Origin of the sequence: Melghirimyces thermohalophilus, assembly GCF_900102685.1 — a bacterium.
GTDB classification, from domain to species: Bacteria; Bacillota; Bacilli; order Thermoactinomycetales; family DSM-45169; genus Melghirimyces; species Melghirimyces thermohalophilus.
On the sequence record NZ_FMZA01000012.1, the window covers coordinates 47,454 to 63,580 of the forward strand.

15 protein-coding genes and 1 pseudogene are annotated in these 16,127 nt (G+C 53.6%); 6 read left to right on the forward strand and 10 right to left on the reverse strand.

The genetic code is table 11. From position 1 onward, the window contains the following. Window positions 1-250 precede the first annotated feature (250 nt). The 4 genes from erm to BLP91_RS10195 all read left to right on the forward strand — a co-directional run bounded on the left by erm (window position 251) and on the right by BLP91_RS10195 (window position 4,662). Entirely contained in the window at window positions 251-1,078 is an 828-nt protein-coding gene (gene erm, locus BLP91_RS10180) for a 23S ribosomal RNA methyltransferase Erm (protein ID WP_091570458.1), read from the forward strand. 463 nt (window positions 1,079-1,541) lie between these two features. Beyond that, window positions 1,542-1,781 (forward strand): thioredoxin family protein, encoded by a 240-nt coding sequence (locus BLP91_RS10185; RefSeq protein ID WP_091570461.1) that lies wholly within the window; start codon window positions 1,542-1,544, stop codon window positions 1,779-1,781. Between the two features lie 181 nt (window positions 1,782-1,962). Then, on the forward strand, window positions 1,963-2,511 hold the full coding sequence (locus BLP91_RS10190; RefSeq protein ID WP_245662231.1) for a MarR family winged helix-turn-helix transcriptional regulator: 549 nt from the start codon (window positions 1,963-1,965) through the stop codon (window positions 2,509-2,511). A 468-nt stretch (window positions 2,512-2,979) separates the two neighbouring features. Beyond that, window positions 2,980-4,662, forward strand: coding sequence for a sigma-54-dependent Fis family transcriptional regulator (locus tag BLP91_RS10195; protein WP_091570467.1), 1,683 nt, complete (start codon window positions 2,980-2,982; stop codon window positions 4,660-4,662). Between the two features lie 50 nt (window positions 4,663-4,712). Here BLP91_RS10195 and BLP91_RS10200 read toward each other — a convergent pair whose 3' ends face one another. The 8 genes from BLP91_RS10200 to BLP91_RS10235 form a co-directional block, all read right to left on the reverse strand. Further along, window positions 4,713-5,771: a zinc-dependent alcohol dehydrogenase family protein gene (locus tag BLP91_RS10200; RefSeq protein ID WP_091570470.1), complete on the reverse strand. Its 1,059-nt coding sequence runs from the start codon at window positions 5,769-5,771 to the stop codon at window positions 4,713-4,715. A gap of 51 nt (window positions 5,772-5,822) precedes the next feature. Beyond that, window positions 5,823-7,307 (reverse strand): aldehyde dehydrogenase family protein, encoded by a 1,485-nt coding sequence (locus BLP91_RS10205; RefSeq protein ID WP_091570472.1) that lies wholly within the window; start codon window positions 7,305-7,307, stop codon window positions 5,823-5,825. Window positions 7,308-7,512: 205 nt separating this feature from the next. After that, a complete protein-coding gene (locus BLP91_RS10210) occupies window positions 7,513-8,109 on the reverse strand; it encodes a hypothetical protein (RefSeq protein ID WP_143003527.1) in 597 nt (198 codons plus the stop codon). Between the two features lie 100 nt (window positions 8,110-8,209). After that, window positions 8,210-9,109 (reverse strand): ABC transporter ATP-binding protein, encoded by a 900-nt coding sequence (locus BLP91_RS10215; RefSeq protein ID WP_091570477.1) that lies wholly within the window; start codon window positions 9,107-9,109, stop codon window positions 8,210-8,212. 2 nt (window positions 9,110-9,111) lie between these two features. Further along, the gene (locus BLP91_RS10220; protein WP_091570480.1) at window positions 9,112-9,486 is read right to left on the reverse strand and encodes a GntR family transcriptional regulator; all 375 of its coding nucleotides are present in this window, start codon (window positions 9,484-9,486) and stop codon (window positions 9,112-9,114) included. A gap of 160 nt (window positions 9,487-9,646) precedes the next feature. Then, window positions 9,647-10,324, reverse strand: coding sequence for a bifunctional 4-hydroxy-2-oxoglutarate aldolase/2-dehydro-3-deoxy-phosphogluconate aldolase (locus BLP91_RS10225; protein ID WP_091570482.1), 678 nt, complete (start codon window positions 10,322-10,324; stop codon window positions 9,647-9,649). Then, window positions 10,273-11,421: a galactonate dehydratase gene (gene dgoD, locus BLP91_RS10230; protein ID WP_091570485.1), complete on the reverse strand. Its 1,149-nt coding sequence runs from the start codon at window positions 11,419-11,421 to the stop codon at window positions 10,273-10,275. The genes BLP91_RS10225 and dgoD overlap by 52 nt, the downstream gene beginning before the upstream one ends. A gap of 15 nt (window positions 11,422-11,436) precedes the next feature. Continuing rightward, window positions 11,437-12,378: a sugar kinase gene (locus BLP91_RS10235; RefSeq protein ID WP_091570590.1), complete on the reverse strand. Its 942-nt coding sequence runs from the start codon at window positions 12,376-12,378 to the stop codon at window positions 11,437-11,439. Window positions 12,379-12,490: 112 nt separating this feature from the next. Between BLP91_RS10235 and BLP91_RS10240 the strand changes: the two genes are divergently transcribed. Together BLP91_RS10240 and BLP91_RS10245 are read left to right on the forward strand one after the other, a co-directional pair. Next, the gene (locus tag BLP91_RS10240; protein ID WP_091570488.1) at window positions 12,491-13,252 is read left to right on the forward strand and encodes an IclR family transcriptional regulator; all 762 of its coding nucleotides are present in this window, start codon (window positions 12,491-12,493) and stop codon (window positions 13,250-13,252) included. Between the two features lie 94 nt (window positions 13,253-13,346). Then, window positions 13,347-14,696 (forward strand): annotated as a pseudogene (locus tag BLP91_RS10245) (GntP family permease). A 51-nt stretch (window positions 14,697-14,747) separates the two neighbouring features. Here BLP91_RS10245 and BLP91_RS10250 read toward each other — a convergent pair. Beyond that, the gene (locus tag BLP91_RS10250; RefSeq protein ID WP_176757936.1) at window positions 14,748-15,434 is read right to left on the reverse strand and encodes an LrgB family protein; all 687 of its coding nucleotides are present in this window, start codon (window positions 15,432-15,434) and stop codon (window positions 14,748-14,750) included. After that, entirely contained in the window at window positions 15,431-15,802 is a 372-nt protein-coding gene (locus tag BLP91_RS10255) for a CidA/LrgA family protein (protein WP_091570495.1), read from the reverse strand. The genes BLP91_RS10250 and BLP91_RS10255 overlap by 4 nt, the downstream gene beginning before the upstream one ends. Between the last annotated feature and the right edge of the window lie 325 nt (window positions 15,803-16,127).

The following is a 16,127-nucleotide window of genomic DNA, read 5'->3' on the forward strand; positions in this document are numbered from 1 at the left end:
TCGAACGGCAAGCAGGCCGAATGGGGGCGCTTGACAAAGTTATACGGGTTCGGTATAATAATTCGGAGCTTATCTGAAAGGAAGCCCATGCAATGCATTTCTTTATGGCGATGCAATTCAACGGCGGCATCTTTTTCATTCGTTTGCGGTAACAAGAGGCGCAGAACAAAGAGGCTTGGTCGCTCTTCGACCACGCTTATTTGTGCTGCGCCTTTTTCGTTCCATAACGAATGAAAGAGGTGCTTTTTTGATGGGCAAAAAACGGAAAACCTCCGTCTGTCATAGAGAGTTCGGTCAACATTTTATGCACAACCGTCGAACGATCCAGGAAATCATCCAGCTGGCCGACTTGAGGCGAAAAGATCATGTTGTTGAAATCGGTGCCGGGACCGGCGCTCTGACGATACCCTTAGCCGAGAAAGCGGGTGATGTGCTGACAGTGGAAAAGGATCCCCTATTGGCGGAAAAGCTGAGCAGAAAGATACAGGGGCAATCCAACATCCGCCTGATCCAAACCGATTTTCTTCAGATGAATCTCCCCCGAAAACCTTTTTGTGTAGTGGCCAACATTCCCTATTCCATCACCACCCCTATTTTGCACAAATTGCTCGATCGGCCAGCCATGCCATTGCAACGAGCGGTGTTGGTGATTGAAAAGGGGGCGGCCATCCGCTTTACAGGGACTCCGATTCGCGATCCTCGCACGCTGACCTGGAGGATGTGGTTCGACATCAAAAGGGAGCGAACCATCCCGCCTGATCACTTTTCACCGCCCCCTCGCGTTGATTCGTCCATCCTCCTCATCCGCAAAAAGAAACATCCCGGGATCGCACCCAGCCATCGCACCCGGTTTTTGGCCTTGGCCCGAACCGGCCTGCGTCATCCTCACGCTCCCCTGTCCCAGGCGTTCACAGGCGTGTTTACACCCCCTCAGATTACCCGCCTGAGCAGAAATCTCGGCATCGACCGAGATACGCCGGTGCAATCGTTAAACGAGCGACACTGGGAATTTCTCTTTCAAACGATGCTCCACTACGTGCCACCCTTCCGGTGGCCGAAGAAAACCAACAGATCCTGAACAGACCCCCCCGCCTTAGGGCGGGGGGTTGTCATTTTTGGTCAGCATATCGAGTTTTAGAACAGGAAACATTCCCGCGCATCGCCAACCCGACCCGGTGACAGCCACAGGGATTATGGAGCTCTCAAGCCCGTTGAGCCACCTGTCCAACTACCCAATTCCCCTCTACAGAGAATGGAAAACCTCATTAAAGAAACGACTGCTCGGCCAGTCCTCCTCTATTGAGAAACGAGTATTTGGACCGAATAAAGATTGAAAAACGGGTTTTTTCCCGCAAACGTCGGTACTTCAGACTGCACTGAACCTTTATTAGCGATTCCCGTCAGTCAGATGCGTTGGATGAGGTGCGGATTTCACCGGTACCATATTGCTTGCGAAATCAAGGTTGATAGTGTTTAAGCCTTTGATCTATAATACAAATATGTAGCAAAGCTACATATAATTTGACTGAGGAGGATTATGAATGACAAAAGCAGTTTTTTATCATGCTGGTTGTCCGGTCTGCGCAGATGCTGAACAAGTTGTACTTGAGTATCTCGACAAATCAAAAATCGATACGGAAATCGTACATCTGGGTACCGATGGAAATCGCATTGAAGAAGCAGAGAGAGTTGGTGTTAAATCGGTTCCTGCCTTGGTGATTGACGATAAGGTATACCACATTAATTATGGCGCAAGCTTAGAAGATGTAAAAAAAGGATAATGCTGAAGTAGGAGGTGTCGGATGAGACACCTCCTACCTTTTTAAACCTAACTTTTATCTGATCATGTTTTCATGTAAAATAGACGAAAAATGAACATGTAAGGTATGAAATGATATGATATTTGATCCTCAGCATCGAAAGAGTAATCGTTCTGCTCGTATAGGGATGGCTCTATTCCGCATGTCGCAGGCAATAAAAAAAGTGACGCAGGCAGAAAGCAATGCACTGGGATTTTCACCTGTACAAATTCAAGCGTTGCTTTTTACTTATTATACACGTAGCGATGTGGCAACCATTGGCAACTTCGCCAATTCAATCGGCACAACTCATGTGACTGCAGTGAAAATTGTCAATGGCCTGGTTAGACAAGGGTTGATTACCAAGACTCAAAAGCCCGAGGATCGTCGGGTAACCTTGCTCTGCCTTACTGAAGAGGGGAAGGAGACCGTTTCGAAACTTAAACATTGGGGGCACTCATTGGAAGAAGCGCTTCATCCTATTTCAGATGAAGCGTTAGCGAATTTTGAGCTTGGTCTCGGCGCTATCATTTCCGCCATGGAAAAACGCGGCCATCTTGTTGTATCAGAACCCTGTTTGGGCTGCATACATTTTTGCCCGAATACAGGTGATGCCGACGCACCTCATTATTGCAAGCTTATTCAAAAATATCTTTCCCACGAATCCTCTCTCCAAGCATGCCCCGAACATACTTCCTCTTTCGAAATCTGAAAGAGAAATGGGTCAACGTTAACCTTTACAGATTATGATTTTAGATCAAGTCCAAAATGCTGTACGCCTCTTTGGAAGTATTGTGAAAAAGTGAGAGGCGGCATTTACTCGGAGCCACTCCGGTTGCTGTCCGGCAAGAGAGTCCCGATCCTCTTTACCACTGACTTCCTTCTCTCTCTCCCTCTGCTTGCCACCCAATCGATCCTATAATATTATAAATATTAAATTAATAGATTTTTCCAACGGGGAGGGATCCATCTGTTTGTTGAACGGATCCATGCGAGGGATCGGTATCTAGCAACTGATGAAGTTCCTTCCACCACGCGGCAGGCGATTGCCGAGTCGTGGGCACGGAGCAAGCGTCACCATGTCGATCCGCAACTTCCGAAAGCCCCTCGGTCGCTATCCCAACGAGCATTGGATAAGCTGCGACATTCGAATGCCCTCGGCAGAGCTTTTCAAGCGGTGATGCCCCAAATCGATGCCTGTTTCGATGAACACTATGCCGTCGCCTTGGCGGACGCCCAGAGTCGCATTCTGTTTTTACAGGCGCAGGGCCGCTTATTTGAAGCGGTATCCTCGGTCAACTTTGCGCCGGGAGGCGATTGGAGCGAGGCAACCTGCGGAACGAATGCCATCGGTACCGCTTTGGCCCAGAAGAAACCGATCACCATCTTCGATGCGGAACACTTTTGCGAGTCGTGGCAACCTTATTCCTGTGCGGGTGTTCCCATCCGCCACCCCTTGAGCGGTCAGATGATCGGGGCTTTGGATTTAACCACTTTCACGGAAAAATTCCCGGATAACGCCCTTCCCTTGACAATGATGTTATCCAAAACCATCGAAACCGAACTCTACTATCGAGTTCGATTGGAACAGGCCCAGTTGGAACAATGTTTCACCGCGTTTCATCACGACATCAAAAAGGATACGCTGTTGGCGATTGACCGGGACGGAAGGGTGGTTCGTCACAACCGCGATCCCGAGAAATGGACGTTTTCGTGGAAGTCATCCTTCGACTGGGAGACGTATTTCATCGAGTTGGAAACATACAACGCCGAAGTGATCACCCAGCCCCTCCCGTTTTTCGCGAAGCGACCGATCGGAAACGTTCGTCTGATTCGTCAGGAACAACACCTCATCGGTGTCCTGGTCCAGATCCCCTGTGAACGAAAAGACAGCCGCAAATTCTATACGGGAGTGCAACCACCTTCTAACTCCGACACGGTGGGACGGGATCCCCGGTGGATCCACCTTGTGAACAGAGTGGAACGGGCGGCCCAGCAGGACGTCCCCATTTTATTGCTGGGGGAGAGCGGAACGGGAAAAGAAGTGCTGGCTCGACGGATTCACCAGCACAGCGCCCGCAAGGAGGGGCCGTTTCTTCCGGTTAACTGTGCCGCCCTCCATCATTCCTTGGCCGCCAGCGAATGGTTTGGCTACGGAGAGGGGACGTTTACAGGCGGGCTTAAACAAGGCAAGCCAGGCTGGTTTGAAAACGCCGATGGCGGTACCCTCTTTTTGGACGAAATCGGGGAACTACCTCTCCCTGTCCAGGCGATGTTGCTTCGCACCCTGCAGGAGCATCAGGTCACGCGCATCGGGGAAGCAAAGCCGCGGGATGTCCAAGTCCGGGTCATCGCCGCCACCAATAAGGACTTAAGAGAGGCCGTCCGGAAAAAGGAGTTTCGCTCGGACCTCTATTTTCGCTTAAACACGATCACCTTTACGATTCCGCCCCTCCGGGAACGGCCCGACGATATTCCCCTGTTGGCAGAACATTTGATGCGCCAGGTGGAAATACGACAGCGAATGGACATCGTCCACACCCTCTCGCCGGAGGCGATAAAGGATTTGAAGCGATATCCATGGCCCGGAAACGTGCGGGAACTGAAGAATGCTCTGGAACACGCCCTCGTGTTTGCAGACGGGCCGGTGATCCGGCCGGAACATCTGCCGAATTCCGTGAGGGAAACAGAGGGGATGATAACCACGGATAGAGAAATCCCCGTACCTCCTTCGACCGATGAAAAGGAATACTTGAAGCAACTACTGGCCTCGACGGAATACAACCTATCCAAAACCGCACGCATCCTGGGCATCGCCCGCGGAACCCTGTATAAGCGGTTAAAAAAATACGGCCTGCGATAAACGGCAAAATAAGTCCCCCTGTTCGCTCAATGCGGCAGGGGGATCGCACTTTATTTAAACTGGGTAATCACGTTGAAGCCGTTCGTCTGAAATTGTGTCATATCATCGAAGATCCGGTTCACTTCGGACAAAGCCACTTCTTTTTCCACCAGCCGTTTGGGGTTTAACCTCCCGGAGGAAACCAGGTCCAGCAGCCCGCGATAGTCGGGGTGGGGGTTTCCGAAGCTGCCCACAAAATCGATTTCCGAAGCGGTGATCAGATCCACGGGCAAGGAAACGTTGCCCCCCTCTTGCGAGGTGGTTAAGCCCACCTGAACATGTCGTCCGCCTTTTCGAAGGGAAAGGACAGAATTTACCACCGTCTCCTTGATCCCGAGAGCGTCCAGACCCACTTGCGCACCACCGCGGGTGATCTCCTGAATCGCCTCTGGAACATTTTCCTTGTGGGCGTTGACAGTGAAAACCGCTCCTTCTCGTTTGGCCATTTCCAGCTTCCGATCATCGATATCGACTGCAATCACCTGGGCGCCGAGGGCGTTCGCCACTTGGATTGCCGATAAGCCGACACCTCCGGCCCCCTGAATCGCCACCCAATCCCCGGGTTGAACCTTCCCCCGCACAACGCCGTGGTATCCGGTCATAAAGCGGCATCCGACCGCTGCCGCCGTTACGCTGTCCACCTCTTCCGGCAGATGGATCAGGTTGAAGTCGGCTTCCCGAATCAGAATATATTCCGCATAGCCGCCGTTCAGCCCGGTGACAAATCCATAAACCTGAACGTTGGAACAAATATTGGGCACGCCGCGCTGACAATACTCACACCGGCCGCACCCCATGTGAAAGGGGGTGGTAACGGCATCCCCTGGACGGAAGTTCTGGACATCCTTTCCCACTTCTTCGACCACCCCGCCGATTTCGTGCCCCGGCGTGATCGGCAGTTCCGGGAACAGTCCGATCCATGCAAAATCCCCCTGCCAACCGTGCCAGTCGCTGCGGCAAATCCCGCAGGCTTCCACTCGGATGATCGCATCCCCGGGACCCGGTTGCGGATCGGGCAAGTCCTGAATCTCCAGCGGCCGATGGTGTTCAATAATCCGCGCAGCTTTCATAAAACAAAGCCCCTCCTCGGCATATGCTTGAAAACCCGTTTTGGCCACGATTCAATCCATGTTGATCCAGACACTTTTCACTTCCGTGTAGTGATCCAAGGCGTAGGAACCCATCTCTCGCCCGATCCCCGATTGTTTAAAACCTCCGAAAGGAGAAGCGGGATCCAACACGTTGTAACAATTGACCCAGACGGTGCCGGCTTTCAACTTACTGGCGATGTAATGGGCGTTTTTTACATTTTCCGTCCAGACGCCAGCGGCTAGGCCGTAAATCGTCCGATTGGCCCGCTCAATCAGATCATCCAGATCCTCATAGGGCATCGCCGCCACCACCGGGCCAAAAATCTCTTCCTGCGCGATCGTCATCTCGTCATCCACCATAGAGAAAACCGTCGGCGAGACGAAGTACCCCGGTTCACGAGAGCGCTTGCCGCCTACCACCACCTCGGCCCCTTCATCGATCCCCTTTTGGATATAACCGGTCACTCGGTCCAACTGTTCTTCGGAGACCAGCGGACCCATCTCTGTGTTGGGATCCAACCCGACCCCCTGTTGAATGTTGCCTGCATGGGAGGCCAAATCGGCAACGACGTTGTCGTACATCTTTTTCTGAACAAACACGCGGGAGCCCGCAGTACAAACCTGTCCCTGATTAAACATGATCCCGTTCAACGCCCCGGGAACCGCTCGGGAGAGATCCGCATCAGGCAACAGGATATTGGGAGACTTTCCCCCTAACTCCAGCGTCACGTTTTTCACGGTGTCCGCCGCCGTTTTCATGATCAATCGGCCCACTTCCGTCGACCCGGTAAAGGCCACTTTGTCTACATCGGGGTGTTCGACCAGGGGTTGTCCCGCTGTTTCTCCAAACCCGGGAAGAATATTGACCACCCCCTCCGGAAAACCAGCCTCCTGAATCAGTCGGCCCAGATAGAGAGCAGACAGCGGCGTCTGCTCCGCCGGTTTTAACACCGCGGTGCATCCCATCGCCAACGCCGCTCCCAATTTCCACACGGCCATCACCAGCGGAAAATTCCAGGGGATAATCTGGCCAACCACACCGACCGGTTCGTGGCGGGTATAGTTGAAGAAAGGCCCGCTCACCGGAATGGTCTGGCCTGTCACTTTGGTGGACCAACCGGCAAAATACCGGAAGTGTTCAACTGCGACAGGAATGTCGACATGTTGAGTTTCCCGGATCGGCTTTCCGTTATCCAAGGTTTCCAACTGAGCCAGCTCTTCCTGGTGTTCCGCGATCAGATCGGCCAGTTTGTAAATCAGCCGGCTCCGCTCCGCGGCGCTCATCCGTGACCAAGGGCCCCGATCGAAGGCCTCCCGCGCTGCCTTCACCGCCCGATCCACATCCCTCGCACCAGCTTCATACACCGTGGCCAAGGTTTTGCCTGTCGCAGGGTTCGGGGTGTCGAAGGTTTTTCCGTCGGCCGACTTCACCCAGTCCCCACCGATAAATAATTTTTTCGTCCCTTGCAAAAATTGGGCTACGCGCGGATGGATCTCCACAGCCACTGATTCCATCTGACCCGACTCCTTTCCCAGGATGATGGTGCGCCAGATATTTCATGCAATCACTGTGCCAAAACCCATGCCGCTCAAAAACCGCGTCTGATCGGAATTCTCCCGACGAAGGATGAACACTCTGTCCAAGGAGATGCACAAACTGTTCAGGGGTGTGAACAATCTGTGCAAAAAAGAGCCTGGTGAAAATCACCAGGCCTCTTCCCTATTTCATCTTAATACGGACGCTTCTGGTCGTCGCCCGCACGATCCATAACATGACAGCGATCAGTAGGAAGGTACCCATCAATGATACAGAGGGCGGAAGGTCCCGCAGGTTACTGAGACCAAATGGGCAGTTCAGAGGATGTTTCTCTTCACCCTCCCAAAACATACTGGAGAATAGTACCATCACAATGGCGATGGCGATGTACAGCATTCCCCCTATCCCCCCGAAACGGTAAAAACCAGCCCCGATCAACCAACCGGCCATAAAGTACACCAGGAGATTCAGGGTGAAGACGGTTGCGGTCAAATACCAAGGCGCTTCCGCACTTATAATAAATTCCGTTTCGATGACTGGAAAAAGGATGTTTTCAACCAGGGTAACGAACCCCGCGCTGATCATTAGCATCAAAGAGACGAGGACTGATGAGATCCCTGAACCGAAGAAGTAATCCCTTCTCGTCACCCCTTGTTTGGCAAAGAAGGGGAGGAAGCCAGATACATGAATGATCCCGATCACCAACATAAAGATTTTGGAGGGATGATAGGCGAAGGTGAAGAAGGTGACCTGGTCTATATTCTGTTGGTTAATTTCCACCTCTCCCCCCATTATCTTGAAGGCCACATACACGATGACAAGGATGGGGACAAACCATGCCGACCATGATAATAGTATCCAGGTGATGTCTCTCGCAATTTTATTTCGAAGTTCCATCGATCTCCACACCTTTCTCCCCACTCGTCAAATGAATAAACAAATCTTGCAACGAAACGGGACCCACTTCCAACCCTCGTTGACTCGCTTCTCTCCGCTTTTCCTCCGTCAACTCTCCGTACACCACCACGGATTTCGTGCCCCCTAATCGTTGGGTGCTCAGTTGGGTCATATCGCTGCAGAAATCCTCCACAACCTGGTCAGGTCCGGTGATGGAAGCACCCCGTTCCATCAGCCGGTCCATCGGCTCCTGAAGAAGCACGTTCCCCTTGTGGATGATAACCACTTCCTCAAACAGGTACTCCATTTCGGAAACAAGGTGAGTAGAGAGGATAATGGTACGGGGGTGTTTGGCATGATCCTCCAACAACTTTTTGTAGAAGATCTCTCGCGTAGGGGCATCCATGCCCAGATACGCCTCATCGAAAATGGTGATCGGAGATCGATTGGCCAACCCGATCGTGACATTTAGCGCAGCTTGCATCCCTCTGGAAAGCTTTTTCACCTGTTTTTCCAGAGGCAAGTTGAATAACTCGACGAGTTCGTCGGCATATTGGCGATCGAAATGGGGCCGATAACGTTCGGCAGCCTCCAGCATCCCCTTTACTTTTTCCGTTTCCTCACTGTAGTCCGTTTCATAGACCAAAGTGACTTGTGACATGACGTCTCGATTTTCGAAGGCTTCTCTCCCACCGATGCGGACCTTCCCTTCGGTCGGTTCCCTAAAGGAAGCAAGCAGAGAGAGAAGGGTGGATTTCCCCGCCCCGTTTCGACCGATGAGACCATAGATTTTGCCACTTTCAAGATGTAAAGAAACCCTCTTCAGCGCCTCAAAACTGCCATACTTCACCGTTACTTGATTCACATCCACATCGTAACTCATCGTCAACCCCTTCCTTTCCTTTTCAACTCTTGGATCAGTTGGACCATTTCCTTTTCTGAAAATCCTAATCGGTCCCCTTCCTGTATCAGTGGCACCACATATTGATCGACAAAAGCTTTTTTTCGCTCTTCCAATAACTTCTCTTTCGCCCCTTCCGCAACAAACATCCCCACGCCCCTTTTTTTGTAGATCACCCCCGCATCGACGAGCTGATTGATCCCCTTGGCAACGGTCAGGTGATTGATTTTATAAAACTGAACGAGCTGAGTTGTGGAAGGAATTTGGTCGTGCGCCTTCAGCTGATCGGTGACAATTTGGTCTTCGATCCGCTCTTTGATTTGCAGGTACAGCGGTTTATTCTCTTTCAATCGACTCAATCGGAGATCACCACCTTTGACGCATCCACACCATTTCACCTAAATGGTTATATAGTTGTGTATATGAGTATATAAGGAAAACGTTCCATCGTCAATCGGCTTTTGTTGAAAAAAACCGCCTCGGAAGATGCCTTCCGAGGCGGTTACGATCCTTCATTGTTCAATGATCCAATGCTCGACGAAATCCTCTGGCCTTCTCTACGATGTGCTGGTATTCTCCCTCCTGCCAGTCCTCGCGACGGACCAGGCTGGAACCGACGCCGACGGCGACTGCTCCACTCCGAATGTAGGAGGCGGCATTGTCTGCATCGATGCCGCCGACGGCTACCAGCGGAACTTGGGGCAGAGGACCCTTCAGATCTTTGAAGTAGGAGGGGCCGGCGGCGCGGGCGGGAAACACCTTGACCAAAGCAGCACCGGCGCGGTCCGCCTGGGCCACTTCCGTCGGGGTGAAGGCGCCGGCGATCACCGGCAAGCGATGATCCACCCCGTACCGGATCACTTCGGGATCCATATGAGGGGTGATCAAGTATTCCGCCCCCGCCGTCTGCGCTCGTTCCGCCGCCTCCGGCGTCATCACCGTGCCCGCTCCCACCGAGACACCCGGCAGCTCCAGCGCACGCAGGTCCTGAATCGCCTCCTCCGCTTCCGGCGTGTTCAGCGTCACTTCGATCAGACGGACGCCGCCTTCCGTCAAGGCTCGGGCCACATCGCCGACCTTGTTCCGCGGCACTCCCCGCAGGATCGCGATGATTTTCTCCTCTCGAATCTTATCCGTCAGCGTCTTTACCATTCTGCCACCGTCCCGTCCGCCCGTCTCCAAACGGGGTTTTTCCATTGATGTCCCTCTTTCGCCTTTTGTTCCACAACCTCTTCGTCTAGAGTGACCCCCAGACCCGGGGCGTCGGGGATGGCGACCCTTCCCGATTCATAGCGAAAAACTTCCCGGTTCTTCAGATAATCAAGCAAGTCGCTCCCCTGGTTGTAGTGGATTCCCAGGCTCTGTTCCTGGATAAACACATTGGGGGTGGCGGCGTCCAGCTGCAGACAAGCCGCCAGGGCTACCGGGCCCAGGGGGCAGTGGGGTGCGACGGCCACATCGTAGGCTTCCGCCATGGCGGCGATTTTTTTCACCTCGGTGATGCCTCCGGCATGGGACAAGTCCGGTTGGATGATGTCCACCACCCCTTGTTCAAACAGCTTTTTAAAATCCCAGCGGGAATACATCCGCTCCCCGGTGGCGATGGGTGTAGAGGTGTAGTGGGCGATTTCTCGCAGCGCCTCATTATGCTCGGGGAGAACCGGCTCTTCGATAAACAGGAGATGATAAGGTTCCAGCTCTTTGGCCAATACCTTGGCCATCGGCTTGTGAACCCGTCCGTGAAAGTCGACAGCGATGCCGAAATCCCGACCCGTCGCTTTCCGGACAGCGTCCACCCGCTCCAGAACCGCCTCCACTTTGGAGAAGGAATCGATGTAATGCATCTCTTCTGTGGCATTCATTTTGATAGCGCGGAAGCCGGCCTCTTTTTTCTCCCGCGCCGACTCTCCCACATCCGATGGACGGTCCCCGCCGATCCAGGAGTAGACCTGCACCTTATCCCGTGCGGCTCCGCCCAAAAATTCATAGACGGCGAGGCCATACCGCTTCCCTTTGATGTCCCACAACGCCTGGTCAATACCGGCGATGGCGCTCATCAACACCGGTCCGCCCCGGTAAAAGCCGCCCCGATACAGGGTTTGCCACAAGTCCTCAATCCGGTTGGGATCCTGTCCCAACAGATAGGGCTCCAATTCCCGGACCGCAGCAGCTACGGTGTCTGCACGTCCTTCCACCACCGGTTCGCCCCAGCCGTCTACGCCTTCGTCGGTCTGCAATTTGAGAAACAGCCAGCGCGGCGGTACCTGGTACAGTTTCAACCCTGTAATCTTCATCGTCCGATCCTCCCGTCAGCGTAATGTATCTTGGTTTCCCTCCATAAAGGCATCTAGCTCCTCCCGAGTGGGCAACGCTTCATAATCGCCGTGTCCGGTTACGGCGATGGCGCCCATCACCGCGCCGCGCTGGGCGGCCTCGGCCAGGGACAGATTCTCCAACAGCCCGGAGAGACAACCGGCGGCAAAGGCATCCCCCGCTCCCACCTCGTCCACTTCGGTGACGGCGGGGCTGGAGACGGTGCCGCTTTCCGTGCCGTTCGTATAGTAAGCCCCCTCTGGCCCCAGCTTGACCACCACATGGCGGGCTCCCCATTGTAATAGGGTTTCTGCGATACGGGGTGCATCAGCGTATCCAGTCATGATTTTTCCCTCTTCCAAGCTAGGGAGAACGGTTTCCGACCGGGAGGCGATACCACGAAACACTGATCGCGCTTGATCCGCGGACCACAGCCGACTCCGATAGTTGGGATCAAAAGCGACAGGAATTCCGCACTGTGCCGATCGCTCGATGACCTTCTCCACCGTTTCCCGGCAGGAGGAACTTAAGGCTGGAGTGATACCGGTTACAAAAAGCAGCTTGGCCTGCTTTAGCCGGTCCTCGTCCAGGATCTCCGGCCGCATGCGGCTAGCCGCCGATCCCCGACGGTAATAGTAGATACGAGTCCGGCCGTGCACCTTCTCCTTGAAGTAAAGGCCGGTGGGGGCGTGTTCATCCCATTCCACCCCTTTTACATCCACCCCTTCTCCCCGCAAGGTCTGCTGAATCCTTCGGCCGAAAGGATCCGCCCCCAGACGGCTGATCCAGGAGACTTGATGTCCGAGACGGGCCAAACCGATCGCCACATTGGATTCCGCTCCGGCGACCTTCAATTCACATATTGCAGCATCGTCCAGCCGTCCGGGTTGAACTGGACTCATCAAGGCCATGGTTTCCCCCAGTGTCACGATATCCATCCCATCCCCCCGCTTTTGTTTATTATATTGAAACAAAGTTTATTATTTGTTACTCTTTTACCATACAAGATGGTTTGTCCACTTGGCAACTGAAAGAAGGAGGGCCGTAAAAATGAGTCGAGAAAAACCCATGTATGGTACATCGATTTTGAAAGCGGTTTCGGTGATGCAGTGTATCAGTGAGCAGGAGGAACCGATGGGCGCTAGTCGGATTGCCCACCATACCGGTCTTCCTCGCTCCACCGTCTTTAAGCTATTGGATACCTTAACCGCTGTCGGTTTTGTGGAAAAATCGGCCCATGACGCCACCTATCGGCTGGGGATCGGTCTGGTCAAGCTGGCGGGAAACGCGATGGAGCAGCTGGACCTGGTTCAGGTGGCCCGTCCGTATCTGAAAGAGCTGAACCGACAGACGGAAGAGACCATCCATCTGGGCATCCCTGAACACGATCAGGTGGTCTATGTGGACAAGCTGGAAAGTCGGCAAGCGGTACGCATGTACTCCCGCGTGGGCAAAACGGCCCCTTTATACTGTACAGGCATCGGCAAAGCGATGCTGTCCCGTTTCCCTCCAAAGCGGCTGGACGCTTATCTGAAAGAGGTACATCCAGCTGCTTACACCTCTCGCACCCTGACCGATCCGGAAGCGATTCGCCGGGATCTCGAGGCGAGTCGCAGCCGCGGCTACGCCATCGATCACGGAGAACACGAGGAGGATGTCCGCTGTATTGCCGTTCCCTTGTACCGGGGGGATAAAGTGTACGGTGCGGTCAGCATCAGTGCACCGGAATACCGGATGAACGCAGAGCGGGTGGCCCAGTTACTGCCCAAACTGTTGCGATGTCAGCAGAACATCTTGCACCGCCTTCCTTAAATTTTGTTATTGAAAGCGGATTCAACACAGGTGTATACTTCACATAATAATAAACATTGTTTCTTATATAGAAACAACCATGGGAGGGAGAAACATGTCCAATGCTTGGCTGATTGCCTCCGCTGTCTTCAGTATCCTTTTGATTCTGTTTTTGGTGATGCGCTCCAAGTGACAGGCCTTTGTCGCACTTTTGTTTACCAGTTTTGTACTCGGCCTGCTCTCGGGGATGCCGGTAAACAAAATCATCGAATCGGTCCAGTTCGGGATGTCGGACACCCTTGGCTTTGTAGCCATTGTGATCGGTCTAGGGGCCATGTTTGGCAGGATGTTGGAGGTTTCCGGCGGAGCGGAGCGGCTGGCCCGCACCCTGATCGACAAATTTGGTGAGGCAAAAGCACAATGGGCCTTAGTCCTCACTGGCTTTATCGTCTCCATCCCTGTCTTTCTCGATGTCGCTCTCGTCATTTTGATCCCGATTATCTACAGCCTCGCCCGCAAAACAAAAAAATCCCTGTTGTATTACGGAATTCCGCTGTTGGCCGGTCTGGCGGTCACTCACAGCTTTATCCCGCCGACGCCGGGGCCGATTTCCGTGGCCAAAATCCTCGGCGTCGACCTGGGTTGGGTGATTCTGTTCGGGGCGGTAGCAGGTATCCCTGCCGCCATCATCGCCGGTCCCGTCTTCGGCAGCTACATTTCCAAAAAGATTCACGCCGTGGAACCGGAATATATCCGCGCGGAACTAGGGGAAGAAAGCCCCTCTGACAAAGATTTGCCCAGCTTTGGGCTGATCAGCTTTCTGATCCTGTTGCCCCTGGTTCTGATTTTGGGCAATACGCTGTCTGACGCGGTCCTACCGGACGGTCATTCGGTAAAAACCGCGTTAACCTTTATCGGTCATCCCTTCGTAGCTCTTTTGATCGTCACCATCGCTGCCTTTTTCCTGTTGGGGCGGCTGCGCGGTTATTCCCGTGAAGATATCCAGTCCATCGCCACCAAGGCGTTGGAACCGGCGGGCATCATCATCCTGATCACCGGTGCCGGCGGTGTCTTCGGTCAGGTGTTGGTGGATAGCGGCATCGGCGATTTGATGGGCGAAATGATGAAGGGATCCAGCCTGCCGCCGGTTTTGCTGGCCTTCGTCATCTCCTCTGTTGTCCGGATGGCCCAGGGTTCAGCCACGGTGGCCATGATCACCTCCGCAGGATTGATGGCCCCCATCGTCAAAGCTCTGGGGCTGTCTGATCCATCCCTCGGGTTGATGGTGATCGCCATCGCCGCCGGAGCCACCATCCTGTCTCACGTCAACGACTCCGGGTTCTGGATGGTCAGCCGCTTTTTCGGACTTAGCGAAAAAGATACCCTCCGTTCCTGGACCGTGATGGAGACGCTGATCGCCCTGATCGGTTTCGGCGTCGTATTTGTTATCAGCTTCTTCGTATAACATCAGACGAAAAAACCCGTCGTCCCACTAGGTACGACGGGTTTGTCTGTTTCATTTCACGAGGTGCAAAAGCAGCGGTCCTATGAAAGCGGTGGCAACAGCAGCCAAGGTCATCGCCACGGTGCTGGCTGCCCCGACCGCTTCATCGTCTTCCAGCGCTCGAGAGGTGCCGATACCGTGGGCTCCGCTGCCGAACCCGATACCCCGACCCAGGGTATGATCCACCCCCAGCCACTGAAACAGCAGGGGCCCACCGACAGCCCCCACCACTCCAGCCAGGATCACCAACACCGCCGTCAGTGCGGGGAGCCCTCCCCATTGTCGGGAGAGCTCCATCGCCACTGGAGTGGTGACCGATTGAGGGATCACGGTAACAGCCAAATGGGGATCCAGCCCAAACAGCCGAGCCCAGGCCCACCCGCCAACCATAGCCACCAGCGTTCCGATCAGAACGCCTCCGAAGATGGCAAACCGATACCGCCGGATCAGTTTTCGCTGGCGATAAAGAGGATAGGCGAAGGCGACCACAGCAGGACCCAACAGACTGTCGATCCATCGGCCGCCTTTCATATAAACGTCGTAGGGTATCTGAAACAGCAGCAACACAGCGATAACCAATACTCCCGCGGTTAAAACCGGGGTCAGCCATGGTTTTTTCCAACGGAGATACAACCGCCTCAGGAGAAGATAAGATCCCACGGTCAGGCCGGCATAACCGGCAGCTGCCCAGCCACTCACCTTTCCACCTCCTTCCGTTTGGCCAACCACTGGCTAACAAAGGCGGAACTGGCCATCACCAACAAGGTGTTGACAAGCACAATCACCGCCAGGGGGACGCCGTAGTTCATCACAAAGGGCAAATAATCCACCACCCCGGTGACAGCTGGAATAAACAGAAGGGGCAAATAGCCTAACAGCAGATTGGATCCCTCCTCCAGGAAAGAATCCGGCACCCACCCACTTAAAAGCAGCAGAAACAGAAGCAACATTCCGATCAGGCTCCCGGGAATCACCAGGTTTAGCGCCCGCTGGATCCAGATGCCCACCCCGTAAAACGCAAACAGACCGCCCACCTGTAAACCCGTGCGCAAGTGTCGCATAAGCATGATCTCCACTCCCCCACTTTTCTCTATCAACGACCTTTTGTTATATAACAGTTTAACGTAAGATCAGCCTCATGCCAATTTCGTGGGGCGAATGGTCAGAGTGAAAATACATAAAAAAGGAACAACAGAAGTGGGTGGCTACTCTCTTTGAAATCGCAGAAAGCGAGGAATCTGGGGCAGTACGCAATAGGAAAGTACCTCCGAACAATGGGATGAATAGAAGCAAAAATAGACCGAAGGAACATTCCCCCGGGTTTCTCTTGTAGATCTACCAGTTTGATAAACGCCTCGACGTCATCAAAGATGGAGCTGACTTCATACAGTC